The organism is Lacipirellulaceae bacterium, from assembly GCA_040218535.1.
Lineage (GTDB): Bacteria > Planctomycetota > Planctomycetia > Pirellulales > Lacipirellulaceae > Adhaeretor.
Genome location: JAVJRG010000005.1, coordinates 1 through 24,125, shown reverse-complemented (window position 1 = coordinate 24,125; position 24,125 = coordinate 1). Strand labels below are relative to the sequence as shown.

The following is a 24,125-nucleotide window of genomic DNA, read 5'->3' as shown; positions in this document are numbered from 1 at the left end:
TTCGACCTCCCATTGTGGTAGTCGATTTCTTAATGTCCGGAGAGGAGTCTTGATTTTGAAAGATCACGCTCAATGGTTCGGTTTCCAAAGTAAGCTTGCGATTTGCCTCGTTCTCCTAAGCCTTGGCACCGGCTGCAGCGAAACGGACCCGAAAGACTTACTCGCCGAAGCGAACGACCAAAACATCCAACGACTTGCCAATCTCTACGAAGCCTACCAAAGTCGCCATAACTGGCGAGGACCAAAGTCTGAAGAGGAACTCAAATCGTTTCTCAAAAGCTGGAATCCTCAAAAGCTAGCCAACATCGGGGTCGAACCAGGCACGGTTGACCAAGTCTTCGTAAGCGAACGGGATGGCCAACCTTTCAAGGTACGCTACGGTGTACCTGGCAACATCATGGGCAGTGACGCACCGGTCGTTTTCGAGGCTACCGGTATTGAAGGGATGCGCTTGGTGGGCTTCTTAAATATGACTTCTCGCGAGGTCGATGCAGCAGAGTACGAAGAACTCTGGTCGGCACCGATTTCACCAGACGAAAATAACCAACTCAGTCGGTGAGTTCCAAAGCCAAAATTATTACAGGCAAGTAAGGCGGCCGCCAGTGACCGCCTTACTTGCCTGATGGCTCTTACTTCAAATCAAACCGGTCGAGATTCATCACCTTATCCCAAGCGGCAACGAAGTCCGTGACGAATTTCTCTTTCGAGTCGTCGCTCGCGTAAACTTCCGCCAAGGAGCGGAGTTGGCTGTTGGATCCGAATACCAAATCGACGGCAGTCGCTGACCATTTGACGTCATCAGAACCATCGAGGCGACCTTCGAAGAAGTGCTCGCACTTTTCGGATTTCTTCCATGTCAGATCGTTGTTCAGTAGATTGACGAAGAAGTCGTTGGTTAGCGTTTCCGGCGTTTCGGTGAAGACGCCGAACGGAGCGCCACCCGTGTTGGCGTTCAGCACCCGCATGCCGCCGACGAGAACCGTCATCTCAGGAGCAGTGAGCGTCAACAGGCAAGCGCGGTCGACGAGCAGTTCCTCAATGGGGCGGTCGAAACCATCTTCGAGGTAGACGTAGTTACGAAAGCCATCGTAGGTGGGTTCCAGTGGCTCGAACGACTCGGCGTCAGTTTGTTCGTCGGTGGCGTCGGTGCGACCGGGGGCGAAGGGAACTTTCACGTCATGGCCGGCGGCTTTGGCTGCTTGTTCAATCGCCGCACAACCACCCAAGACGATCAGGTCTGCCAAGGAAACTTGCTTTCCGCCAGATTGCGAGCCGTTGAAGTCGCTTTGCACTTTCTCCAAAGCAGCGAGAACTTTCGAAAGCTCTTCAGGCTGGTTAACTTCCCAATCCTTCTGCGGAGCAAAGCGAATCCGTGCGCCGTTGGCTCCGCCTCGTTTGTCGGTTCCACGGTAGGTGGCGGCTGAGGCCCAGGCGACGCGCACCAACTCGGGAATCGTCAAGCCGGCTGAGAGAATCTTTCCTTTCAATTCAGCAACGTCGGCATCGTCAATCAGATCATGTTCCGCTGCAGGAATCGGGTCCTGCCAAAGTTGCGGTGGGGCAACCTCAGGGCCAAGCAGTCGTGAAACGGGGCCCATGTCGCGGTGGATTAGTTTGTACCACGCTTTGGAGAAAGCTTCGGCAAGCTGATCGGGGTTCTCGTGGAATCGCTTAGAAATTGGACCGTAGGCCGGATCCTCTTTGAGGGCCAGGTCTGTCGTGAACATCATCGGGGGATGTTTCTTCGAGGGATCGTGGGCGTCGGGCACCATGTCGGCTGCGGCCGGATCCTTCGGCTTCCACTGATGAGCACCGGCGGGGCTTTTCGTCAGTTCCCACTCGAAACCAAACAAGTTATCGAAGTACTCATTGTTCCACTTGGTCGGCTCGCTGGTCCAAGCCCCTTCGAGGCCGCTGGTGATTGTGTCCGCCCCGCTGCCGCTGCCGAAGCTGTTCATCCAGCCAAAGCCTTGCCGTTCGAGACTCTCGCCTTCAGGCTCTGGGCCGCAATTATCGTCCGGAGCGGCACCGTGGGCTTTGCCAAAAGTGTGGCCACCGGCAATCAAGGCGACCGTCTCTTCGTCGTCCATGGCCATGCGGCCAAAGGTTTCACGAATGTCGTGTGCTGCTGCCAAGGGATCCGGGTTTCCGTTGGGTCCTTCGGGATTCACGTAGATAAGGCCCATTTGCACGGCACCCAGTGGTTGCTCTAGCTCGCGCTCGCCAGTGTAACGCTCGTCGCCGAGCCACTCACTCTCGGGACCCCAGTAGACATCGCCATCAGGTTCCCAGCGATCTTCCCGACCGCCGCCAAAGCCGAAAGTTTCGAGCCCCATCGACTCGAGCGCGATGTTGCCGGTCAGCACCAGCAGGTCCGCCCAGGAGAGGTTCTTGCCGTACTTTTGCTTGATCGGCCAGAGCAGCCGACGCGCCTTGTCGAGATTGGCGTTGTCGGGCCAACTGTTTAGCGGAGCAAATCGCTGCATACCACCGCCGGCTCCACCGCGACCATCATCAATCCGGTAAGTTCCAGCAGCATGCCACGCCATGCGGATGAAGAATGGTCCATAATGCCCGTAATCGGCTGGCCACCAATCTTGCGAATCAGTCATCAGGTTGTGGAGATCTTGTTTGAGCGCCTGGTAGTCGAGGCTCTTGAAAGCTTCTGCGTAGTCAAACTCCTCCTCCATCGGATTCGAAAGCCGCGAGTGCTGATGCAAAATCTTCAGGTTAAGTTGATTCGGCCACCAATCCCCATTGTTTTGAACGCCCGCTGCCGTGTGGCGGCTTGAAGGGTTTAGGTAAGGACATTGGCTGAGGTTGGTAGACATGAGAAACTCCTTTTTGGTGAGTTGAGAATTTGATTTTTGAGAGTTCGCTCCAGGCGCAAGCCTGGGGTTTGAAATCGTGAGTATTAAAGCGTTCTAACCCCAGGCTTGCGCCTGGGGCTAGGGTCTAACGAGTCGCTTTTTCCTTCTTACGAGGCTTCTTTTTGATACACTTCGGGCAGGTGCCCCAAAAGATGACTTCCGCTTCATCAATCTCGTAGCCCGAAGTTTCTGCCGCTGTGAGGCAGGGCCTTTTACCAACCGCGCAATCGACGTCGACAGTAACGCCACACTGACGGCAAATCAGATGGTGATGATTATCGCCGACGCGGTCCTCGTAGCGTGCCGGTGAGCCGGCCGGTTGGATGCGGCGGATGAGGTTGCTTTCAACGAGAATGTTGAGCGCATCGTAGACGGCTTGGCGAGAAATCGCCCCGATTTCGGCTCGCGCGTCGTCGGCCACTTCGTCCGCCGTACCGTGCGGAAGCCTTGAAACGGCTTGCAGGACCGCCAGACGCTGAGCAGTGACTTGCACGCCATGCTCCCGCAATATTTTGGCCGTTTCGTCTGACATGCCCGTAATCTACCAGGATTCTGGACTTTGTCAAGAAATGGCATGAGTCTTCTTAGCGGAACTATCTCGCCAAGCCCCGTTGCCAGACCCAAGTCGCCAACAACGGTAAAGCGACGGACATGCAGAGCGCCGCAGGCAGCCAGCCTTGGGTGACCGCTTGACTGCCAAGCAGTGAGTACCCCAACGAGAGAACGCCATTGCAAATCGTCGTCGTAACAAGGAATGTTCTCCAAGGCATCTGCAACGCACCAACGAGCAGCGCACAAGCCTCGGCAACGATCGGCAAGGGCCGTGTGATGGCGAGCATCCACGGGCCGTGATTCCGGCAAGCGTCTTCTAGTTCCTCGATACGCTCCGCCGATGAGTAGCGAACAGCCAACGGCTTTCCCCAGCGTCGTGCCAGGGCAAAGGCAATCGTTGCTCCAAGCGTCATTCCCACGCAGCCAACCAGGGTACCCTGCCAAACACCCAATACGCTCCCTGCCAATGTGCAGAGAGGTCCTGAGGGGATGGGTAGAAAGACATCGCTGGCGAGTGCCCCCACAATCACAAGGGCCAGCACCCCATGAGACGGAGGAGACTCCTCCCAACGTGCGAGCTGCTCCGTGAACGGTTCTCCCCAAACGGCCAGCAGCACCAACGGCAAAACCAGCACAACCGTAATCAGTAGCAACGGCTTCCAAAGATCGTTGGGCATTCGTTCTTCAGTTGTGGGAAGGATTTTGACAACGCCTCAGGCGATTCTACGCTTTAGGCGACAGGACTGGCTAGCAGCCAATCGAATACCAACACGAAGCGCTAGCAAGTGAATTCCCAAGCATTCGTCTTGATTCACTCGTTTGCGCTTTGGGCTTGTGCGAAATATCCAAACACTCTTCAGGAATGAAACCCATGCGATTGAAATTCATGCACGACTCGTCCACCAGCGAACGGATCACAGCGATCGTAAGTACGCTCTTCGCCATCGGCATTTTGGGCGTGGCGGTCACAGCGCAGCGAGTTAATGAAGCTCCGATCGGAGATCTCGCGCAGCTTGAGTCGGAATTGATGACGCAATTTGACATCGCCTATCGACACGACACACGCCTGCTCGACAAGCGTGTCGCACAGTTCAACGAAGTCCTCCGCCAGTGGGATGCTGCTCCCGCCACCGATGAACGCGATGAGAAACTCGCCCGTTGGATTCGCGAAGCGATGGCCCGCTCGATGCCGGGCTCGAAGCGTGCTTTGCCGGAGACGCCTGAGTTTACTTCCACGGCGAATCCGCAAGCGAATGAAGAAACACGTGAGAAGGGTCGACTGGCAACCGGATCGAGCCTCGCGGGAGGTTTGGCTGACATTATCGTTCCTTTCGAGAATCAACCGAAAACTCGCAAGAACAGCAGCTTTTCTCGTACCCCCGACTTGGCGGAGCCCGCTCCTGCAAACACGTTCGAAGAAGAAGGGGTGGATGTTGAGTATGTTGCCGCTCGTGAATGGGGCGAAGAAGCCTCGGTCGCCGAGGTATTTCAGGAACCCTTCGAAGAAGAACCCATTGCAGGAGATTTCGCAGGGCAACCACTGCGGAAAGTCGAACCACTCCAAGAAGAAAGCCAATTCGCCCAACAACCTCGCGAAGAAACGCCTGATGTTAAAATCAACCTCCGTGAACTTTCAGCACGGATCACCGGCTACCACGAAGGTATTCGAGAGATCGAAGCTTCCTTAATCAACGCCGCCGCGGGTGATGCAGGAAGCCTAATCGAATTGGTTGAATCGCTCGAGCAACTCGAAAGTCAGCGTCAATTGGTCTCGCTGTACTACGATCTGCTCACAGAACGCCAGCGTCGTTTCTTGCGAGAGCCTCGTTCGCTCGATACGTTGGTTGCACGCGTGCAAACGCAGCTCGACAATGCCGAGCGCAACCACGAAGGCGACTTCCTCAAGCCCTTCGACCGCGCTGCCCAGCGCCGGTTGGAGCAACTGAGGCAGCGGTTGAATCTTCTCGCGAATCAGTAGGCAGTGGGCAGTAGGCGGTAGGAACTGTTAGATGAAATGCCTCCGCAGGTTCCTGCTAATATACTGAACACTGACAACTGAAAACTACGCGGCGACAACTTGCTGCAAGTTAGACTCCGCTATAGACTGCGGATTGAGGTACGGTACTCAGCGAGAGTGCCTGCCGCGTCGCGGGTGTAGTTCAATGGTAGAACGAAAGCTTCCCAAGCTTTAGACGAGGGTTCGATTCCCTTCACCCGCTCTTCTTAGCTGTTGGCTTTCGGCTCTCAGCATCTCTGGCCACGCGGGGTCGAAGTTCTTGTAACAACTTTCTTCTGTTTTCGCTTAGTTCTTTAGTAGCGGCTTGTTTCGAGCCGCGGAATTGGACCCTTGTGAGCAGGAGAGACGATCATGGTTGCACTGAATTCCACCAAAAACCGCCTGGAAACCAAGACAGAATGCTACTCGCGAAGCGACTCATCCTCGGCGAGACGTTTTTTGCCGCAGGACTCAGATGCTGAGACCATCGCCCCTCACTTCGGCGGTGCCCTGGTTGTCCGTGATGTCCAAGGCGAAATTGAGTATGTCCAAGTGAGCCGCTGGCGTCGTGTCTCCGCCGGTACGAAACGTCGTATTGCTGATGTCGTACGGATGGAGCAGGGCAATGTGGCCATCCTTATCGAGAAACAGAAAGAAAACGATAAGCCCGCGAGTTCCGTCTGGCAGGTGTACGATCTCGATGGCCACCTGGAAGCACTCGTGCAGTGCTCTGCCGACGGACGCTTCGGTGTACTGCTCGACTATTGCGTGCAGGACGTCACACGACTGAGCTACTCGAGCGAACAAGGACTTGAAGTGGTGGAGACGCGTTCGCTTTGAATACAGAGCCTTGAGCCGAGAAGCGTCAGCTCTCAAGTTGTTCCCTCAAGCAGTTCGACCCGAGAGCTGACGCTTCTCGGCTCAGGAGCTCACTCCGAGGACATCGTCATAGACTTGAGCAAGATTCGCCGCCATCGCCTCGGCAGAAAAGCGCTCCGCATGTCGCTCTTGAGCAGCGGCGCTCATGGCGGGGTAGTCGATCGGGTGTTGCTCAGGGTGGGCGATCAGTGGGCTGCCAACCAGGTCTTCGATCGCCAGGGCCAACTGGCTCACGCTGCCCGGTTCAACGAGCAGTCCCTCCTGGCGATGTCGGATTGCCTCAGGGATGCCTTCGACCGAACTGGCGATTACTGGGACGCCCGCGGCCATCGCTTCCAAGACAACCATCGGCAAACCCTCGCCGAAAAGACTCGGGAGAACGCTGACGTCGATCTCGGCTAACTCGGCAGGGATATCCGTCACAAAGCCGGTCCAATCGACCGCATCAGTGACGCCGAGCTTCTCGACAAGGGCCATTACTTCCGATTCGTACTCGGGAGTCTCGAATGGGCCGATCGCACGTAGCCGAACATCAAGCCCCGTGGATCGCACCGAAGCTAATGCTTCGAGCAGCACTTCAATGCCCTTCCGCGGGCGAAACAGCGCGGCCATGCCGAGGGTCCAACTCTTTGGCGTTTCGGTGCGCGGGGCTACGTCGATCTTCGGAACGCCATTGGGAACGTAAACCACTTTCTCTTCCGGGAATCCTGCCTCGATCATGTATTGCCGGACACTTGGCGACACGGCGACAAGTCGTGCCGCACGCCGAGCGGAGCGACGCTCAAGCCACAGGTTTGCCCAGTTGGCCAGGCGACGCGTCGAGTCGCGCCCCGCTGGGCTGTGAACGTGATAGATCAAGGGCACGCCCGCGAGCTTCGCAGCGATGCTGCCCACCAGCAATGAGCGCGGTGTGTGAGCGTGAATGAGCGCATACTGCTCGTCCCGCACGAGTTGAGCCACGCGACGACCGCAAGCGAAATCGAAACGGCCCCGCATCGGTAGCTCAAAGAGCGGGCTCGCCGATTCTCGTGTTTCGGGGAAACGGTCGGGCTTCACGCAGGCGAAACCGACCTCGTATCCGCAGCGCGGCAGATTCACCGCGAGCAAATCTTGCACGCGTTCGGCGCCTGAGAAATGCTCCCCATTGATCACATGCAGCACCTTGATGGTACTGGTCGGCTGGAAAGGAATCGTGGTAGGGGCGTCTTCAAGCTGCTCGGCAAGCATAGCGTCAGTGGACATCGAAGAGATCGCAATACGAGATTAGCCGCGAGCCCGATTCTAACGGATTGGGGCTCGCCGGGACGTTCTCTTCAAGCCTACTACGCAAGCTAGTTGCGACTTGCTCCCGGCTCCGCCGATTGGCAAACTTCGCTGATGCGATTCATATCAGCACGCTTGTAGCGATTGCAACGAAATACAAGCCCGACGCGCAAGCGAGTGAACTGGTGACTACCGAGTGATTCACTCGCTTGCGCGTCGGGCTTGTATTGATGTGTCGCTCAGCGTTGGATCGCTTGCGATTGCTTGGCTTGGGGCAGCGAGCCTTGAGCTGCTGCTGGGGCTGGCTCGACCACACGTTTCCAGCCGAGTGGAGTCCGCGGGGCGCTGAAGATGTTACCAAGCAGGCCATCCAGCTTGCCGTTGATCGTCGGCGACTTAAACATATAAGCGCTACGGCTCTGCCCGTTGGGCTCGTGCACCTGGATCGCTTTAGGAAGCATGGTCTTGCGATCAAGCATGACGTCCACCATGCGGTAGTTCGCGGCATCGGCTTGCCATCGGGGGTAAGCCTCCAGCCAAATCGTTTCAGGATCCGACTGCTTGGAGCGAATCCAATAGCGCCGCTCCAAATCATCTGCCTTTGCTCCAAACAAGAACGGCAACGGACCGTTGACGATCGCTTCGCCACGCATCTCTGGGGGAATCGACTGGACGCGCAGCTCCTTGGCGCGTTGGACGTATTCGTAGATGGCTTTGCCGTCACAAACCCAATGCTCTCCAACTTCGTTTTTCTGTTCGACCCAGTTTCCGGGTGCATCCTTGGCGGTATTCTTTGGAACCTCGGCAACCCAACGGTGAATCTTCTTGATGTAGAAGCTCCCCTTGTCGGGCTTCGAGTAAGTGAGCTGACCGTCGCTTTGCGTCATCGCACGGTCGACTCCGCCAAAGGCGTGATTGTATTCCCAACGAACGAAGTCGGCGTTGAACGTCTTGACCTCGTTGCTGCGATTCTCCCACATCTCAAGAATCTGCCGGACGAATTGCCGCTCGACGTCCGTCAACTGAAACGGCGGAGCTTGCTGTGGCGGCGCTTGGACTGCCTGCTGTACTCCGGGAGCAATGGGTTGGCCGAGCTGTCCTGCCGGCTGACGCTGGTCGAGGGGCTGATAACTCGGTTGCCGGTTCACACCACCGTTCGCGAGACCACGGCTGTCAGCAATTCGCGCGTCGGTGGTCGCTTGCGTCTGTTGGATCTGCGGCTGATCGACTTGGGGATAACGCTGCGGCGTCGCGGCAACGTTCTGAGACCGCTGCTGTGCTGGCTGCTGATAAGGCGAGGTTTGAGCGTTCGCCGCCGTGACCAAGCTTAGGATGACGGCAAATGCCAAGCGAACAGCACGCAAGAAATTGAACATGGAGTGAACTCGAAACAAACTGAAAGGCACGGCACCCGTAAGCCGGGAACCTGAGGGTGCGGCGGAGAGTAGCAGGCGTGACACCAGACCGCCAGAGCGACTAGAATCGTGGCTTTCGGCTACTTGAAACAGGGATTTTTGGATGAGCCTTGAACTTCGTTGGAGGACGAGCCTGTCGGCGACGTGCTTGCACGCTGCTGTTTGCCAGCAACAAGGACTGCCAACCGTTGACGATCAGCTAGCAGTTGCGATTGCTCCCGTAGCAGCCGCTTTGCATACCGAGTTGATGATGCTCGGTGATCCGCGGAAAGCTCTCCTTGAGTTGTGCAGCCTCTCCGCGGAATACGAAAACAATCGTGAACTAGCGGAGCGAACTGTTGCCCGCCTGACCACGGGCGACCCGACGGCGGTCTCTCATTTGGAAGGCCATATCACGGGCCTCGAAGCGGCGCTCCTGAAAGTTCAACCAGAAGTGGCTGAGCAGCTCGCAGTCCGTGGTCGCCCGCTGCAGGAGCAGTGGGAAGCACGCGGGCCTGGGTTGCTGCGAGCGATGGGCCGAATGACCGACCCGGCGATTGTGCCAGAGTTTGCCGAGGTGATCCTTGTTTCGCCCTACGTCGGCGGCCACGGGACGGCACATTCCAGGAACAATCGAGTCGTCTACGAAGCCGTTCTGACCAACCCTGTGGCAGAGATTCCCGAAACCGTGCGACTGGCCTGGCTGCTGGCCCAATTGAATTACGACTTAGCAGCGTTCACTGACCAAGTCTCGCCAGCGCGGCTCGCCGTGGTTGCTCCGCTAGCAAACCTCCCCGCAGCGCTAGCCGCCGGGGAAGAGGTGGAGTTGACGACGTGTGACACCCAGAAAATCGAAGCCGCCCTAGCCGCCTGGCACCTCACGAGCGACCTACCAGCCGGTGCCGCCAACACGCTCTGGCAGTGGTGGAACACGGTGCAAAACGGACAACAACGCTGGCCGGTTGCACTGGCGGCGCTCGAGGCGATGCTACGTTCGTAGGGTCCGCTTCGGGTTGTTCTGCTGACTTGCTCTTGACCCTTGCGCGTAAGGTTTCGATCATCCGCGGCGCTTTCTTAACAACACTAGCGCGGTGCAAGCACCGCGGCGAAACGAGGCGCTGAAATGAAATTCCACGATCTGTTCATTCGTTTCTCGTTGGCGTTTGCCGTGACGCTTGCGGTTTCGCCGTCAAACGCATTCGCCAATTCAGCAGTCGGGCATCCAAGAGTTCGCTTCTCCCAGATCCCCACACGCATCGGCGATCGCGTCCAGCAGCAGGTCGCCGTTGAAATCAACTTGAAGACGGTCATCTCGCAGTCCGGCCAGACGGCTCACGAGAGCGAAGATAAGATGGTTCGCCGCCAAAAACGGGCCATTGAGGTCACACAGGTTGATGGTGAAAAGTTCAAGGCGGCACGCGTTAGTTTTCCTCTGTCGCGTATGGTGGTGCCCGGCGAAACGAGCCCCTCCCTCGACGATCCTCAACCGGTCGAAGGCAAGTCGTACCTGTTTAGCCGCGTTGGTGAGAAAACAACGATCACCGACCTCAAGGGGGAAATGCCGCCGCTTGAGGAGTACAAGATCGTCGCCGACTCACTGAAGACACTCGGCAAACCCAACTTGCTTGCCAAGCACTTGCTAGAGAAGCAACCACAAGTGGGACAACGTCTGCTGGTTCCACGGAAAGTGGCGAAGAGCCTCTTCGGGATGAATGACGACATGGGCGGCATCAAGCGATTCGAACTGACGCTCCGGGAGGTCCAACCCTCGGCCAAAAACCAAAGCCCACTGGCGATCTTTGACGCAAAGATCGAAACCATGCCTAACGAAACCTCACCCATGCAGATGGTTGTTGCTGGCCAAGTTGCCATTGAGATTGAAACTTGCCGAATCCTCTCCGCCGAACTCTCTGGCCCTATCGGCATGTCGACGACCCAGCCAACCGAAGGTGGCATCCTCCATTACGGAATCTCCGGCCAGCTTAGAATGGCAACGCAGGCCGATTATCGTTAGCACGCCTCTGCCGTTGTTTTCCTCCCAATATCTGCGGTTGCCTAACGAATACGAATAGAAACGGTCTCAAAACCGCGGTCCTCGGCTGCTTGCTTTGCTCCCCCAAGAGCGAAACGTATAATTGCTAGTGAGAGGCGGCTACGGAAAATCCATCGGGTGCGAGGAGCAGAGCATGACGAGCCTTCGCTCAATTATCTGGAACACGAGCTTAGGGCTGTGCTTCTGCGCGCTTGCATTCCTCTCTGGGACATTCCCCTCGGGCGAAGCGACCGCACAAGAGGCAGCACTGGACGGCGAGGCTCCAGAGCAAGAAGTCTCTTCGACGCCAGCGGCCCTCTTGCCCGTGCCGCTTCCGATTACTGGGAACGCGGACCAATCGCTGCGGCAAAGCTTACTACGTGTTCGCGATCAGTTGATTGCCAAAGCCCGGGAGCAGGGCGACCCCAATCGACCAATCTTGGTGCTTCGATTCGAGCCGAAGGCGGCTGATGCAGCGGGCGGAGCGGGAAGTCAATTTGAACGTGCCTTTTCGCTCGCGCGTTTTCTTGCCAGTCGCGAAATGGCGGAAATCAAGACGATCGCTTATCTCCCGCAAACGATTCGCGGGCACTCAGTGTTGCCCGTGATCGCCTGCGAGCAGATCCTGATGGCGTCGGAAGCCGAGATTGGCGAGGCCGGCGTCGACGAGCGCGAGGGCCTGACCGCCACGGTCCGTGCTGCGTATCAGGAAATCGCCGAGACACGCAGAAACGTTCCTCTCGCTTTGGTCGCCGCGATGCTCGACCCCCGAGCGGAGGTCATTCAAGTCGAAAGCGAGAACCGCACGCTTTTCTTGACCGCCGATGAGCTGGAAGAGTTTCGGAAGGACAGCGAAGTAATCGCGGAGGAAACCATTGTCGCCCCTGGGGCGTTGGCGAGGTTCTCGGGTCGCGAAGGGCGGCAGTTCGGCTTCGTCCAACGACTGGCCGACGACCTGACGACCGTCGCTCGTGGTCTCGACATTCCCGTCAAAGCATTGGAGATCGATCGCACGTTGGTCGAGGATCGCGTGCCGATCTTGCTAGAGATTCGTGGTCGTATCACGCCGAGCACCGCCAGCCAGCTAGAAACTCTCATCGGGCGCGAACTCAAACGAGGTGCGAATTGGATCGGCGTGCGGATCGAGAGCTCCGGCGGTGATCTTGGAGCGAGTGCCGCACTGGCCAACATCCTTGGTCGATTAGACGCGACCGTGCTGACCGTCGCTTACGTTCCTTCAGAAGCCCGCGGCGGAGCTGCGTTGATTGCACTGGCCTGCGACCGCTTGGTCATGCACCCCGAAGCAACGCTTGCCGCGGGTCAGCCGATCGCCCCGCCACCCAAAGACAATCGGAAGGTCGCCCCCGAGAATCCTTTCCAGGTTCCAAACCAGAAAAACGAGAACGACGAGTTCGATGAGCTTTCCGCAGCGCTTGTTAGCGTTCGCGATCTGGCGGACGTTCGGCGAAAGAGTTGGTCGCTCTTGAGCGCAACGATCGATCCCTCGATCGAGATCTTCGAGTACACCAACAAAACCACCGGACAGACGCGTCTCATGAGCGAGGCGGAAGCCGAGCAGCGTAAGGATAGCGCTGACTGGCGGCGGGCCGCTGCTCCACTTGTCGATGGTGGCTCGTTGAAGCTCGAAGGGAATGTGGCGCAACAGAAGGGAGTCGCGACGACCGTTGTCGAGAACTCGGACCAGCTCTGGCAGCTTTACGGGTTCGAAGAAGCTCCACCATTAGTCGAAACGAACTGGGCCTTACAACTCATCGAAGCACTTGCCTCTCCAGCTCTCGCGACCCTGCTGGTGATGATTGGCTTGGCCGGACTCTACATCGAAGTGAAGACGCCAGGCGTGGGCATCGGCGCTTTTGTTGCCGCCGTGGCTTTCCTCTTATTCTTCTGGAGCAAGTCGCTCGATCAAACGGCCGGTTGGTTGGAAGCGTTGCTCTTCATCGCCGGACTGTTCTTTATCTTGCTCGAAGTCTTCGTTCTGCCCGGCTTTGGCATCTTTGGGCTTGGTGGTGGGGCGATGGTCATCCTGTCCCTTGTACTTGCTAGCCAGACGTTCGTAATTCCGAGAACGGAAGTGCAAATGGGCGAGCTGCGCCGTTCGCTGACCGTGGTGGCCGGAGCCTTTGTGGGCGTGATTGCCCTGGGGATGACGTTCCGTCGGTACCTTCCCAATGCACCCGTATTTAATCGCATCATGCTCGAACCGCCTGCGCCGGAGGAACGCATCGAACAAGAGCACCGCGAGGTCCTTGCCGACTACTCGCATCTCATTGGCCAAGGGGGCGTCGCCCGCACGGACCTTCGCCCGACCGGCAAAGCACTGATCGCCGACGAACTGGTCGACGTCGTCGCCGAAGGCGAACCACTTGACCGCGGCACTTCAATCATCGTCGTCGACGCCAAAGCGACGCGCGTGGTGGTCCGTGCTGTGGGGTAGAGTGGCTTCCTCATTCCTAACCCGAAGCGTAAGCGAGGGAAAAGTTGTGATAGCGTGGCCCCTCGCTCACGCTTCGGGTTAGGATGAACGAGATCGCTCCTCGGTATCAAGCTGCCGATAGGTAGAAGCTTGCTGGTATGCTAAACTCAGTTTCTCGTCCTCACTGAAAACTGAACACTGCCAACTGAAAACTCTCACACCGATGACGCTTCTCGATCCGCTTGGCTGGGCTGTGGTTTTCATGTTGGTGGGCTGCGGGCTCATCGTGCTGGAAGTGTTCATTCCCTCGGGCGGAGTGATTAGCTTTTTCGCCCTGGTTGCATTCTCGGCCAGTCTCGTAATGGCCTTCCGCAAGGACGTAACCACAGGGCTCTCGTTTATCGCCATTGCGCTGGTCGCCGTGCCGACGGTCGTGGGGCTCGCCTTCAAGGCGTGGCCTCACACGCCGATGGGTAAAGCGTTTCTTGGCGAGCTACCTGACGAGCAGGAAACCAAGCCGCACGATCCTCGCCGCGAGCTAGTTGGCAAAGTGGGCGTCGCCAAGACGAAAATGATCCCCAGCGGTGATGTGCTGGTCGACAACAGGCTCCTCGATGCGGTGAGCCAAGGCCGAGCCATCGAACCGGGTGAAGCGGTCGTGGTCGTCGAGGTCAGTTCCAACCGCGTGGTAGTCCGCCGCGCCGAGCAGCACGAAGCAGCCGGGCTGGCTACGAGCGAGAAGGATCTGCTCAATAAGCCGATCGAGGAGTTTGGGCTCGAGGGGATTGATGAGTTGAACGAATCTTAGATGTTCGTCGAACACTTACCCCGAAGGGGTTTCGTTCAAGAACTTCTGCTTATTTGTTGGTTACGGATTCAACCGGCACTTGGGATTTGCTCGATCTGTCTCAGCGTCTCCTGCAACAACTCTCCATACTCCACTTCCCCAGGAAACTCACGCACGAGTTGTTGCAGCAATTCTCGTGACTTTTCTAGCCACTCTGTCGCTTCATCCTCCCGTTCAAGCTGAATGAGCAACTCGCCGATGGCTCGCTGCGTCACTGCCAAGTCACGGCGATAGCGTGGTGTGGGGCTTTCGCCTTCATTTAATCGTTCAAGCAGCGTTGCCGCACGGGTTAGCGTCTCTAGCGCCGGCGTCTTGGCTGCCACTTTCGACTGTTGAGCGCCCAAATTCATCAGCACGCTCGACAAATCGGCAGCGAACTTGGGGACACTTGGGTTTTTGTCCACCAGCGTCTGCAGGCGGCTTTCGGCTTGCAAGTAATGGCGGATCGCTCGGCTTTCGTCTCCTGAGGCACCCGCCAAGTCACCCAGTTTGCGTTGGCTCATCGCTAGCCGATGCGCGTGATTGAGTGATTCGGGTTCTCGCTCAAGCAGTTGTTTGAAGGTCTTCTCTGCCGAAGTGAAGTTGCGTTCCGCTTCAGCATTCGCTCCTGAGACAAGCTGCGTAAAGGCCAGATTGTAATAGCCCATGGCTGAGTCCCGCAGCAATTTGAGGGGCGGTGAGTCGCCCGTGAGGTGCGCCTGGCGAATCGCTTGGGCATGCTGCATTTCACGAATCGCGTCCGGATAGTTTTGCCGCAGGTGCGACAGTGTTGCGAGATTCATCAACGAGTTCGCCAGTTCCCGTGCCGGCTGGTAATCCTCCGTGTTGTTTTTGGCGATCGCTTCTCGTTCAACTAAGGCTCGACGATAAAACTTCTCCGCTTCATCAAGCTCTTGCATTTTCTGATGGGCACCGCCGATGGCGTTCAGAACACGCGCATAAGCAGACTTTAACTCCGCAGCGACTTCCGACTCCTCGAATAACGTTTCGTAGTGCGAAAGCGATTGATGATAAAACGGCAAAGCCGCCTTCGGTGAATCGACGGTCTCGGTTATCTGCCCGACATAGTAAGCGGCTAAAGCCAACTCGCTGCGGACACTCGGATCGTCTTTGCGTTGCTCCAAGAATCGCTGGAAGTAGGCAAGCGAACGTTCGAGCAGGGCGTTTCGCAAAGGCTGCATTCCCGGTTGATTGAGCAGTGTTTCTTCGCTGACTTGCACGTAATACTCGCGGACCGCTTCCTGAGCGAGCCGGAAGTTCTCCTCAGCACGGTCACGCTGTTTGACAGACTCCGCATAATTAGCAGTCGCCTGATCTTTGGCGGCTCGCTCTCGCTGGTTGGCGGCTCCTAGCAGAATCACCCCCGCGGTCAGCGCGACGAGCGCCACCGTTGCAGCCGCCATCGTGCTCAGCACGGCTGTGCGATGGTTGCGTACCCAACGCCAAGTTCGCATCCACAGCGGCTCGTCGAAGGCTTCGACTCGCTCGTCGGCGAGGTAATGCTCCAGATCAAGAGCCAACTCCGCTGCACTGCCGTAACGAGCCTCTGGCTGACGATGCATTGCCTTGAGACAAATCGCTTCGAGCGGTTTAGGGACGAGCGGGTTCCGCTCGCGCGGTGGTGGAAAATGACCCCGCTGGACACGTGCCAGAATGTCGCTGGTGCTGCCGTCAATCGGCGAGGATCCCGTAAGCAAATGATAGAGTGTCGCCCCCAGACTGTAGATGTCCGCGGCGGGCCCTAAGAGATCAAGACGGCCAACGGCCTGCTCGGGGCTCATGTAAGCTGGCGTTCCGACCACCTGGCCGTCGCGGGTGTGCGAGGGGTTCGATTGGGGGGAAGGGCTGACCTTTCGTGTGGACTGAGGGTGATTCGATCGCGAGGTCAGTCGTCCCGAGCGAGTGACCGTCGTCTCGGCGGCATCAGTTACCGTTGGCGTGTCGTCGGTGGGGCGCGCGAGTCCCCAGTCCACGACGAGCGTCTCGCCATAGTCGCCGAGCATGATATTCTCGGGCTTGATATCGCGATGCACGACTCCCCGATGGTGCGAGTAATCGATTGCCTGGCACACATCAACGAATCGGCCGAGCAACTGCCGCAGCTCGAAATTGTCTGAGAGGCGCGTCGGTTTCTTTCCGTGGAACTGCTCAATCGCTTTGCGAAGATCCTCACCCAGAATAAACCGCATCGCATAGAACGGTCGCCCGTCGGCAAACTCGCCCAAGCTATACACGGGGACAATGCCCGGATGCTCAAGCGCCCCAGTGATCTCGGCTTCGCGAAGAAAACGTTGACGGCTGACGCGATCGTCCGCGTGGGCGGGAAGAATCTCTTTGAGCGCGATCTCGCGGCTGAGCTGCCAGTCGTAAGCGACGACTACCCTACCCAGCCCACCGTCAGCATGGGGCCGCAGGATCGTAAAGCGTTCACGTTCCCCGCGCACCTCTTCAGGTTCGGGGACACGTGTGGCGTGAGTCCCGCGGTGCTTCGCCTCGCCCCCCTTCGTCGACTGAGGGCTTTCGCGTTGGGTCTCGTGGGGATCGGAAAGATCCTTTTCGGAACGTGGCGACTCAGGTGCAGGCATGTCGGGTAGCGTGATAGTCCAAGTCAACGAGCCGTCAGGCGTAAGCCGACGGGTAGTCGCTCTGGAGCGAATCTTTCGAAGGTCGCCCTAAAACGGCAACTGTACCTGACAATTGTACTCGAAATCGAATCCCCGATCGGGGGCGCTCTTCAGCGGAGCGATAAAACCGTGGGTAATGACGAAACGGCCCACGTCGGCGGAAACACCCAATGCCGCGTTGAGGATGTCCGTACGAGGGTCAGGATTCCCGACGCTGGAGACCTGCAGTCCCGGTGCTAAACCGACCCCAGCAGCGGCTGGAACTTCCAGCGGAACATCCGAGGTATTGGCTTCTTGAAGCGTGGTGGTGTAATGCAGTTCCGCCAATGCACGAACATTGGAAATCAACCCGCCCGTGTCGTCGGTCACTTGATAACCGAGCCCAAGATTCAGACGCATAAGGGTTTGGGCAAACACATCGACAAGCACCTGCTGAGCACCAGGAGTCTGCACGATGTTTCCGCCAGCTCCTAAGCCGTTGACGAAAAAGTTATTCGTGATCGATCCCTGCGCGGCCAAGGTAGAAGGATTGGCAGCAACTTCGATTTGCAAAAAGCCTTGATGGAACCAACGAGCCTTGGGTGAATCGGGCGTGAACAACCAAGCTGCAAAGGGAGACAGGTAAGTGGTTTCGTTCGTGTACTCGTAGACAAACGTACCAAGCGAGTTCGAAGTGAGTCCGGGAAACAGCGGGCTCAAGTCGACACCTGTGTTGACCGCAAAAGCGTAATTTACATCGCGTGCCGTAGGAACAGTGACGCCCAGGCCGCCTGTCAGCAGGAAGTTGTTGGTTTCATACAAAGCGATCTTTGAGATGAACGAGACATTGCCGATGTCGGTCTCGTAATCATTGTCAGCAATCAGATCGACAACGCCGCTGCCCGCCGGATCAATGATGCTAATCACGTCCGAACGGAGGCGTCGTTCGATGGGCAAGCGAACTTCGACACTCCCCATGCCGCCAGCAAACGTGCGTTCCATGCCGATCGTGTGGCGATCATAATTCAGTTGCTGCTGGAACTGGAACAACTGCAACTGCGTCGCATTGTGAAAATGGCGGTAACTGTAATAGATACGATCGACGGGGATCGCGGTATTGTTTTCCGAAACGTTCAAACGGCTACAGGTGAGCGTAGGATGCCCGAAATCCTGGAAGATGATACCCCGCTGGGAAAAGCAGGTTCCTGCTGAAGTATCACCAATCATGAAAGGCGTGCTCGCTAGCCCCAGCGCCACGCCGGGGCGCTGCTGATTCCGCCGCCGCGGATTCGCCCGTAGTTGTTGCTGCAACGGCAAGGTGCCTAGCGCGATTCCTAGCGAAGGGGCCAAACCCTGTGCAGGCTCAACCGATTCGTCCCGTTGAGTGGGTGCTTCTTCCAGGGCGTCAGTGGCAACTTTGAGGGCGAGTTGCTCCCAACTGGCATCCTCCAAGGCCGCCTCGAACTGATTGGCTTGGGGGTCCGAACCGTCTTCGGCACGCGCCGGCACCGCGTCGAACGGGCCGCACAGAAGATTCGCCAATAGGCAGACCGAAGCTGTTATTCTTAGTGAACTTGAAGACATGTCCCGACGAAGCCCCGCTGAAGTGTGGAATCAGTTCCTTCGGTTGCATCGGTCAGTACGGATTGAGTAATCGACGGGAATATGGGACTCGTAGCCAATAAGCATGCACTTCGCCTCTACTTTTGAGAAGCTGTAGCAACTGTGCGGTTCCTGCGGTGAGAATAAGACTGAGCCACGGCGCATCCTTGCATTTCGACAGCGGAAGCACTACAAAGCGAATAAGACAGCCTGAGCGACGCCAGCAGTGCCTCAACCCATTGGGCTGTCAGCAGTTAGGAACGTTTTCAAAGCACTCACCTACTTCTTCACGAACCTAGAAAATATGTCTCTCCCAATCGCCCAACTTTTCGAAGGTGGTGGCAACACCGTTTGGCTGATTATCCTCTTCGCGCTGCTGATTGGCTTTATTATCTTCATTGCCATCGCGGCTCGCTTCATGCGGTTGTGGATTCAGTCGATCACGACCGGAGCGGGTATTGGCATTTTCGACCTGTTCCGTATGTGGTTCCGCAAAGTGAACCCAACCGTTATTACCCGTAGCAAAATCATGGCCGTCCAGGCGGGCTTGGACGAATACGATGGCGACATCACCACCAAAGCCCTGGAAGCCCATTACCTGGCTGGTGGAAACGTGCCACTGGTGATTCGCTCGATCATTGCGGCCCGCAAGGCGAAGATCATCGATCTTGGCTTCAAACAGGCGACCGCGATCGACTTGGCCGGACGAAATATCCTCGAAGCCGTGCAGACAAGCGTCTACCCCCGCGTGATCGATTGCCCTTCTCGGGAATCGAAGCGACCTTCGCTGGATGCCATCGCCAAAGACGGCATCCAACTTAAGGTGAAAGCGCGCGTGACGGTGCGAGCAAATCTCGACCAGTTGATCGGCGGTGCGACCGAAGAAACCATCATCGCCCGCGTTGGTGAAGGCATCGTCAGCGCAATCGGCTCCGCCCCAACGCACGCCCATGTACTAGAGAACCCCGACAGCATCTCCAAAGCGGTGCTGGCTCGGCGGTTAGATTCCCAGACGGCGTTCGAAATCGTTTCGATTGACATTGCCGATATTGACGTCGGCGACAACATCGGAGCCCGCCTGCAGGCGGATCAAGCGGAAGCCGACACCCGTGTCGCCCGCGCGAAGGCCGAAGGCAAGCGAGCGATGGCCGTTTCTCAAGAGCAAGAGAACTTCGCCGCAATCGAAGAAAACCGAGCCAAGCTCGTCTCGGCGGAGGCAGAAGTTCCCAAAGCAATGGCCGAGGCGTTCCGGTCGGGGCGATTGGGAATTCTTGATTACTACAAGCTGAAGAACGTGCAAGCCGATACCGATATGCGAGACGCTATTGCCACTAGCGGCAGCCGACGCAATTAGAGTTCGCGAAAACCATTCATGAAAATCCCCCTGTTCATCGCCGACGCCTTTGAGTCGATCCTGGGAATCGTCATCCTAGTGATGGCTGGGCTCTCGCAGTTGCTGGCGAATCGCAATCCGCAGGGGAAGCCCAAACCAAACCGCCCCAATCGTGTGCCTCGTCCGCAAGGTGCGGGAGGTGGAGGCGGGGGCGACGAGAAGCTCCGCCAAGAGGTCGAAGACTTTCTCAAACGGGCTCGGGGCGAAGCACCTGCCGAGCAACCTCGCCCCCCGGCTGAGCCCGTCCTGCTCGAAGAGGTGCCTCAGCGGAAACCAATCGCCGAGCGCCAGGCAGAGCGCGAACGGCAAATGCGTCGCGAGCGAGCCAACCAACCCCGCCGCCCCCAGCAAGAACCGGCCCGCAGACCAAACGCACCGCAACGCCCGACTTCGCAGCGTCAAACTCCTGAACGAAAGTCGCCCCCACGCCAGCAACCCTCCCGCGTTGACCCCATTCGCCGGGGAGAAACCGTCGCTGAGCACGTCGCCACGCATATTGACAGCCACCTCGACACGGCCGAGCGCGTTTCTCACTTGGGAGAGGAAGTTGGGTACGCAGACGAACGACTCGAAGAACATCTGCGCACTAAGTTCGACCACAAGCTCGGTTCTTTGGAACGCAAGCCCGAAGAGGCCAAACAGGTCGCCGCCCCGACGGCAGCTGAAGAAGTCGTCGATCTGCTGACCCGCCCTGGCGGGATGCAGCAGGTGATCATCGCCAACGAGATTTTGAAGCGTCCCGAGTTCTAAGAATCGGGCCGATCAGTATTTAGGGGTCGAGGCCAATAATCCATGCCGCTCTACGAGTTCATTTGCCGAGATTGCGACGAGGAGCAGGAATTACTTGTTCGCGGTGAGGAGCAGCCCGAGTGCGAACAGTGCGGCAGCAAGAAGCTGCTCAAAAAGCTCAGCGTCGTGGCTGGAACGACTCAAGTGATCAGCGACCCCACTCCACCAAGTGGCAGTTGCGGCACCGGTTGCGGGTGCTTTCCAGGGTGAGAAGCTGGCCTCACCGACAAGACGAATGTTATAATTGGGGCATGAGCGTCAAAGAACTAGAAACTGCGATTAGCCAACTCTCCAAAGAGGAATTTGCGGAGTTATCTCATTGGTTTGCGGAGTTCCAAGCTCAAGCTTGGGATAAACAGATAGAGCAGGACCTCAACTCCGGCAAGCTTGACGCCTTGATCAACGAAGTCGACGCAGAGATAGCTGCTGGTAAGGCGAAGCCTCTGTGAAACACTTTGCCCTGCCTCGCTTTTGGCGGCTTTACCACCAACTGCCGCCCGAGATCCAGAAATTAGCAGACAAGAACTTCGCTCTGCTCAAAGAAAACTCCTCGCATCCTTCCCTCCAGTTCAAGAAAATCACCGGGAAGCACGAGCTTTGGTCGGCTCGGGTAGGGCTCAATTATCGCGTCCTCGGTCGGGATCACCCAGAGGGTGTGGCTTGGTTTTGGATTGGCCCTCATGCTGAGTACGATCGAGTGATTTCCTAGGGAGAACGGGCCTTTTCCTTGTTGATTCCCGCACACTCGGTAGAACCCTACCCCCGTCGCTTGGGGAAGGCCGAAATGGTGGGGCAAAGTTTGACACCCATTTTCGCCCCTGCCTATACTGCTAGTAGGTAGATTTCCTGTTTTGGGCGGGCCAGTTCTGGGCCGCTCTCGCTAAAGTTGCACTTGAAAACCGACTCGACATTCACAGTTGAGTCTCGTCCGGAATCAAGCTATGAACCTACTCGGAAAGATTTTCACCGTCGGCATTGCTGTTGCGAGCATTTTCATGATGGCCATGGCTATGCTCGTCTATTCGACGCATACCAACTGGAAAGAGGAAGCCGACGCCCTACGGGCGAATCTGACCAAGGTTCAGAATGAAAATCAGAAGCTGACCAGTTCCTACGAGAACAAGCTCAATCAACTCGACGCTGAGAAACAGGCCGCGCTCCAGGACCTGAGCAAGCTGGAGAGTGAACGCGTCGCGATGCAAAACCAAAACACGGGGATTCAGCGCGAACTCGACGAACTTCGTCAGGAGCGCCGCCGTGCTGAAGCGTTGGTTGCCTCCACAGAGAAGAATAACGAGAAGCTCCAAGAAGAAGTCGCCAAGCTCCGTGAAGACATTCGCACGAACCAACAGCAACGCGACGAAACGTTCAGCAAGGCGGTCGCCGCGACGAGCAAGCTGCACACCACCAAGGGTGAGCTGGAGCAAGTCAAAGAGCGCAACGTGCAGTTGGCTCAACAACTTGGAATCGCTACTTCCGCACTTCGCGAAAGCGATATCGATCCAAACGCTGAAGTGAAGCCACGCGTTCGCGGGTTAGTTAGCAAGACGCAAAGAAACACAAGCGGATTGCTCATCGAGATTACCGTCGGTGCCGACGATGGGCTGAAAGTGAACCAAACCGTAGAGGTCTTCCGAGGCGAGAAATATCTCGGAAGAGCTCAGATTATCCGCACGGCTCCCGACCAAGCAGTGGCAAAAGTGCTGCGACGTTTCCAGCAAGGACCTATTCAGGAGGGCGACAATGTCGCAACCAAGCTTCGAGCAGGCTAGCGTTCCAACCGTGCTGACGAAGAAGTCGGCCTGGAACATCTACACCGTCCTACTACTCATCGCACTGATTGCGCTGCTGGTCTGCAATATTTTGCTGTACCTTGAAATCAAGGAATACGGCGGCTTTGGAGCCGTGAAGGGTAGTGCCTCGGCGTTGCCGGCACTGGTGAGCGAGTACATTCAGGTGTAGCGAGCTCCCAGCACCATTTCGAATCATCAAGCCTCCCGTTCGTCAGCGAACCGGAGGCTTTTTTTATGCCGCCATGATCGTACCGAACCTCACCGGCAGGCCTTGTGTCTGGAGGAGCGAATCAGCCGCTATGGTTTCTCTTTTTTCGGACACGGATTGCACGGATGACACGGATTTGTTTGAGATCATAATTATTAACACGCAGAGCAAGATCGGTAAGCACCTCCTCGCAGGAATAAACGCATGACCGACGCAAAGCTTCGCACGCTCGGCTGGAAGCCTTACTTCGAGCAACAACTGCCGCCAGAGGATGACCCTCCGTTTGTGGTTGCGAGAGTTTCCGCGCACTTTGGCAGCCAACTCCTCATGCTGGGCGAGGCGGACGAGTTTCGGATTCCGATTCAACTTGCAGAGTCATGCGGTGACATCGCCGTGGGGGATTGGCTCGTTCTCGACGCTGAGAATCACCGCGTGCTGCAACTCCTCGAGCGGCAAACATTGCTCTACCGCAAAGCTGCGGGTGAGGAAGTGAAGCCGCAGATGATCGCGGCGAATATCGATACGATCTTCATCGTTTGTTCCTGCAATGAAGACTTCAACCTCTCACGCATTGAACGCTATCTTGCACTGACCCTGCAAGCGGGTGCCACACCCGTGGTCGTTCTCACAAAAGCCGACCTCTGCGACAACGCTACTGAATTACGTCAACAGACCGAGCGGCTTCACCCTGGGCTGCTCGTCGAAACGATCGATGCTCGTCAGAGGAGCGAAGTCGAGATCCTCCTCCCCTGGTGCGGTGCCGGTCAGACGGTCGCGCTACTGGGCTCGTCCGGGGTCGGAAAATCAACGATGGCCAACGCGCTGGGTGCACGGGGCATCGGCGATGAAGAATTGGCCACCGGCGGTATTCGCGAGCACGACGGCAAGGGCCGGCACACGACCACCTGGCGGTCGCTCCACCTGCTGCCCAGCGGTGGCGTGCTTGTCGACAACCCTGGCATGAGAGAGCTGCAACTGCCTGCCTGCGAAGAGGGGATCAGCGACCTCTTCGAGGATGTGCTGCAAATCGCCGAAGGTTGCCGTTTCAACGACTGCGCGCATGAAGGGGACGCCGGGTGTGCAGTCGAGGCGGCTATCGAGTCAGGCGAACTCGACCAGCGGCGTTATCAAAGCTTCATGAAGCTCAGCCGCGAACAGGCTCGGAACTCTCAGTCACTTGCCGAGCGACGCGAGAAGGACCGACAGCGGGGGAAGCTGTACAAGTCGATTATCGGTGCGAAGAAAAAGCAGCGGGGTGGACAGAACTAGCCGGCTTCAGTTGTATGCTAAGGCTGTTAGTATACCGGGATCGCAATTATGCCAGATCGACTAGAGCGTGTTACATCTATTCGTAGCGGTACCCACAATGTCGAAAGTAGTTTCGGATCTCGGTTTCGGTGAAGAGTTCGAGGACTTGTCCGCAGAGTTCAACGAGCCTTTCTTGGGTTCTTCGTGCGCCGTCTCGTAGCC

General features: G+C 57.2%; 22 protein-coding genes and 1 tRNA gene. 16 read left to right on the top strand and 7 right to left on the bottom strand.

All coding sequences use genetic code 11. The annotated features are described in order from the left end of the window. Positions 1–55: 55 nt before the first annotated feature. The gene (locus RIB44_00395) at positions 56–559 is read left to right on the top strand and encodes a hypothetical protein (GenBank protein MEQ8615031.1); all 504 of its coding nucleotides are present in this window, start codon (positions 56–58) and stop codon (positions 557–559) included. 70 nt (positions 560–629) lie between these two features. On the opposite strand, the gene katG is transcribed toward RIB44_00395, so the two are convergent. The 3 genes from katG to RIB44_00380 form a co-directional block, all read right to left on the bottom strand. Continuing rightward, entirely contained in the window at positions 630–2,831 is a 2,202-nt protein-coding gene (katG, locus tag RIB44_00390; GenBank protein ID MEQ8615030.1) for a catalase/peroxidase HPI, read from the bottom strand. A gap of 124 nt (positions 2,832–2,955) precedes the next feature. Beyond that, positions 2,956–3,402, bottom strand: a complete 447-nt coding sequence (locus RIB44_00385; GenBank protein MEQ8615029.1) for a Fur family transcriptional regulator — start codon at positions 3,400–3,402, stop codon at positions 2,956–2,958. A 61-nt stretch (positions 3,403–3,463) separates the two neighbouring features. Then, positions 3,464–4,099 (bottom strand): VTT domain-containing protein, encoded by a 636-nt coding sequence (locus tag RIB44_00380; GenBank protein ID MEQ8615028.1) that lies wholly within the window; start codon positions 4,097–4,099, stop codon positions 3,464–3,466. 194 nt (positions 4,100–4,293) lie between these two features. Between RIB44_00380 and RIB44_00375 the strand changes: the two genes are divergently transcribed. From RIB44_00375 to RIB44_00365, 3 genes are all read left to right on the top strand, one after another. Further along, a complete protein-coding gene (locus RIB44_00375) occupies positions 4,294–5,400 on the top strand; it encodes a hypothetical protein (protein MEQ8615027.1) in 1,107 nt (368 codons plus the stop codon). A gap of 170 nt (positions 5,401–5,570) precedes the next feature. Then, positions 5,571–5,641 (top strand) — tRNA-Gly (locus RIB44_00370). Positions 5,642–5,790: 149 nt separating this feature from the next. After that, positions 5,791–6,258 (top strand): hypothetical protein, encoded by a 468-nt coding sequence (locus tag RIB44_00365; GenBank protein MEQ8615026.1) that lies wholly within the window; start codon positions 5,791–5,793, stop codon positions 6,256–6,258. Between the two features lie 81 nt (positions 6,259–6,339). On the opposite strand, the gene RIB44_00360 is transcribed toward RIB44_00365, so the two are convergent. Together RIB44_00360 and RIB44_00355 are read right to left on the bottom strand one after the other, a co-directional pair. After that, the gene (locus RIB44_00360) at positions 6,340–7,539 is read right to left on the bottom strand and encodes a glycosyltransferase (GenBank protein ID MEQ8615025.1); all 1,200 of its coding nucleotides are present in this window, start codon (positions 7,537–7,539) and stop codon (positions 6,340–6,342) included. A gap of 260 nt (positions 7,540–7,799) precedes the next feature. Further along, positions 7,800–8,936, bottom strand: coding sequence for a TIGR03009 domain-containing protein (locus tag RIB44_00355; protein MEQ8615024.1), 1,137 nt, complete (start codon positions 8,934–8,936; stop codon positions 7,800–7,802). Positions 8,937–9,078: 142 nt separating this feature from the next. Between RIB44_00355 and RIB44_00350 the strand changes: the two genes are divergently transcribed. The 4 genes from RIB44_00350 (at position 9,079) to RIB44_00335 (ending at position 14,228) form a co-directional block, all read left to right on the top strand. Further along, a complete protein-coding gene (locus RIB44_00350; GenBank protein MEQ8615023.1) occupies positions 9,079–9,954 on the top strand; it encodes a hypothetical protein in 876 nt (291 codons plus the stop codon). A 123-nt stretch (positions 9,955–10,077) separates the two neighbouring features. Beyond that, complete coding sequence (locus RIB44_00345) at positions 10,078–10,968, top strand: hypothetical protein (protein ID MEQ8615022.1); 891 nt, start codon at positions 10,078–10,080, stop codon at positions 10,966–10,968. 172 nt (positions 10,969–11,140) lie between these two features. Beyond that, positions 11,141–13,441, top strand: coding sequence for an NfeD family protein (locus tag RIB44_00340; GenBank protein MEQ8615021.1), 2,301 nt, complete (start codon positions 11,141–11,143; stop codon positions 13,439–13,441). Positions 13,442–13,643: 202 nt separating this feature from the next. Further along, positions 13,644–14,228, top strand: a complete 585-nt coding sequence (locus tag RIB44_00335; GenBank protein ID MEQ8615020.1) for an NfeD family protein — start codon at positions 13,644–13,646, stop codon at positions 14,226–14,228. A 68-nt stretch (positions 14,229–14,296) separates the two neighbouring features. On the opposite strand, the gene RIB44_00330 is transcribed toward RIB44_00335, so the two are convergent. Continuing rightward, complete coding sequence (locus RIB44_00330) at positions 14,297–16,852, bottom strand: protein kinase (protein MEQ8615019.1); 2,556 nt, start codon at positions 16,850–16,852, stop codon at positions 14,297–14,299. Between the two features lie 87 nt (positions 16,853–16,939). Beyond that, on the bottom strand, positions 16,940–18,454 hold the full coding sequence (locus RIB44_00325) for a hypothetical protein (GenBank protein ID MEQ8615018.1): 1,515 nt from the start codon (positions 18,452–18,454) through the stop codon (positions 16,940–16,942). 322 nt (positions 18,455–18,776) lie between these two features. Here RIB44_00325 and floA point away from each other — a divergent pair, with 322 nt between their 5' ends. From floA to rsgA, 8 genes are all read left to right on the top strand, one after another. Continuing rightward, positions 18,777–19,826 carry a flotillin-like protein FloA gene (gene floA, locus RIB44_00320; GenBank protein MEQ8615017.1) on the top strand — a complete coding sequence of 350 codons (1,050 nt, stop codon included), beginning with the start codon at positions 18,777–18,779 and terminating at the stop codon, positions 19,824–19,826. Between the two features lie 18 nt (positions 19,827–19,844). After that, on the top strand, positions 19,845–20,615 hold the full coding sequence (locus RIB44_00315) for a hypothetical protein (protein MEQ8615016.1): 771 nt from the start codon (positions 19,845–19,847) through the stop codon (positions 20,613–20,615). A 42-nt stretch (positions 20,616–20,657) separates the two neighbouring features. After that, entirely contained in the window at positions 20,658–20,864 is a 207-nt protein-coding gene (locus tag RIB44_00310) for a zinc ribbon domain-containing protein (GenBank protein MEQ8615015.1), read from the top strand. 41 nt (positions 20,865–20,905) lie between these two features. After that, positions 20,906–21,103 carry a hypothetical protein gene (locus RIB44_00305; GenBank protein ID MEQ8615014.1) on the top strand — a complete coding sequence of 66 codons (198 nt, stop codon included), beginning with the start codon at positions 20,906–20,908 and terminating at the stop codon, positions 21,101–21,103. Continuing rightward, positions 21,100–21,363: a hypothetical protein gene (locus tag RIB44_00300; protein ID MEQ8615013.1), complete on the top strand. Its 264-nt coding sequence runs from the start codon at positions 21,100–21,102 to the stop codon at positions 21,361–21,363. The genes RIB44_00305 and RIB44_00300 overlap by 4 nt, the downstream gene beginning before the upstream one ends. A gap of 232 nt (positions 21,364–21,595) precedes the next feature. Then, a complete protein-coding gene (locus RIB44_00295) occupies positions 21,596–22,426 on the top strand; it encodes a hypothetical protein (GenBank protein ID MEQ8615012.1) in 831 nt (276 codons plus the stop codon). Next, entirely contained in the window at positions 22,398–22,616 is a 219-nt protein-coding gene (locus RIB44_00290) for a hypothetical protein (protein MEQ8615011.1), read from the top strand. The genes RIB44_00295 and RIB44_00290 overlap by 29 nt, the downstream gene beginning before the upstream one ends. 243 nt (positions 22,617–22,859) lie before the next feature. Beyond that, a complete protein-coding gene (gene rsgA, locus RIB44_00285; GenBank protein ID MEQ8615010.1) occupies positions 22,860–23,924 on the top strand; it encodes a ribosome small subunit-dependent GTPase A in 1,065 nt (354 codons plus the stop codon). Positions 23,925–24,125 lie beyond the last annotated feature (201 nt).